Below are 2058 nucleotides of genomic sequence, written 5' to 3'. Positions count from 1 at the left end.
CTTAAACATTCTGCACATGCAATCATAGCTACAGATGTCGATGGTATCATTACTCTTTTTAATAAATCAGCAGAAAAGATGCTCGGATATAGCGCAGCTGAAGTAATTCTTAAAGAAACTCCTTTAAAGTTTCATAAAGTAGATGAAGTAATTGAGAAAGCAGAGCAACTTAATAAAGAGTTTGATATTAAATTAAAACCTAGTTTTAGTGTCTTTATTGAAAGAACCAACCGAGACTTATTAAATCAAGATGAATGGACTTATATCAATAAAGATAATCAAGAAATCATTGTTAAATTAAGTGTCACGAAACTTATAGATCATAACAATGTAACAACCGGTTATCTTGGAATAGCTGAAGATATTACTAGTATAAAAAATGATGAAGTGCAACTAAAAAAATATCTAGAATTGATAAATCAAAATATCATCACATCATCTACCGATCTCAAAGGTAATATTACATATACATCTGAAGCTTTTTGTAAAATAAGTGGATATACAAAAGATGAATTAATTGGCAAGAACCATAATATTGTAAGACATCCAGATATGTCTGATAATATTTATAGTGATCTTTGGGCGAATCTATCAAAAGATAAAATTTGGAGTGGAGAAATAAAAAACTTAAAAAAAGACGGTACTTCGTATTGGGTTAAAGCACATATATATCCTATATATGATTTTAATGGTAATAAAATAGGATATACAGCAATTAGACAGGATATTACTGATAAAAAATTAATTGAAATAATTTCGATTACGGATGGATTAACAGACATTTTTAATAGAAGACATTTTGATGATATTTTTCCTAATATTCTAAAAACAAATATAAGAAGCAAAGAATATATTAGTTTCTTAATGATGGATGTAGATCATTTTAAACAATATAATGATACTTATGGACATCAAATGGGTGATGATGTCCTTATCAATATAGCCAAGACATTAAAGAAGTCCCTTAAACGTAAAGATGATCTCTGTTTTAGATTAGGTGGTGAAGAATTTGGTCTTGTCTTTTATACTAAAGATAAAAAGGAGGCATTTGATTATGCTATTACAATAAAAGAAAATTTAGAAAATCTAAAAATAGAGCACTCTGGAAATAGTGTAAGTAAATATGTAACAGCATCTATGGGATTAATATGTATAAAACCATATCAAGTTGAAAATGAAGATATTATTTACAGAGAAGCCGATCAATTGCTTTATCAGGCAAAAGAACAAGGCAGAAATAAAGTTATAATGAAGGATATGTTATGAAATGGTTTATAGTAGTTGTAAGTATTGTATTATTAATAGGTGGATGTGGAAACACTCCAGATAAGAAAGTATTTAAGATTGGTACTAATTTATGGCCGGGATATGAAGCCTTACATCTTGCCAAAACAGAAAAATATTTTAATGAAAATATAGAAGTAAACACTTACGAGTCTTCTACTATTGTTTTAAATAAATTTAGAAAAAAAGAGATCGATGCTGCGGCATTAACTTTAGATGAAGTTATATTACTTCATGACCAAGGGTACACCCCTATTATTGTAGCTGTATTAGATATTTCTGATGGTGCAGATGTAGTAATCGCTCAAAATGGAATCAAATCAATAAATGAGTTGAAAGATAAAAGTATTGGTGTGGAAAATACTGCTCTAGGCTCATATATGCTAACTCGCGTACTTTCAAAAGCAAAATTGACATATAAAGATATTACATTAGTCCCATTGTCAATAAATCGTCATGAAGATGCTTTTAAAGAAAAAGTAGTAGATTCTGTTATAACATTTGAACCAGTTAGTTCTAAATTGATTAAAGCTGGTGGAGTCAATATATTTAGTTCAAAAGAGATACCTGGAGAGATTGTAGATGTATTAGTTATTAATAGAGATTTTGTGAATACAAAATTTGTTAATGATATCTTACAAGGATGGTCTAAATCCGTATTAAAGATAAATAAAAGAGATAAGAAAGCAATCAGCTTAATATCTAAGAGATTAAATCAAAGTGAAGAAGAATTAATCGCTTCACTAGAAACATTAAAAATACCATCTTTAGAAG

At 28.5% G+C, this 2058-nt stretch carries 2 protein-coding genes; both read left to right on the top strand.

The annotated features are described in order from the left end of the window. Positions 1-1266: sensor domain-containing diguanylate cyclase (locus tag QZZ48_RS14920; RefSeq protein ID WP_294967053.1), on the top strand; the 1266-nt coding region annotated here is incomplete at its 5' end. Further along, a partial coding sequence (locus QZZ48_RS14915; RefSeq protein ID WP_294967052.1) for an ABC transporter substrate-binding protein occupies positions 1263-2058 on the top strand: 796 nt, incomplete at its 3' end. The genes QZZ48_RS14920 and QZZ48_RS14915, both read left to right, overlap by 4 nt.

Origin of the sequence: Sulfurimonas sp. (assembly GCF_016744025.1) — a bacterium.
In the GTDB taxonomy this organism is placed as follows: Bacteria; Campylobacterota; Campylobacteria; order Campylobacterales; family Sulfurimonadaceae; genus Sulfurimonas.
This window is presented reverse-complemented; position numbering and strand designations above follow the sequence as displayed.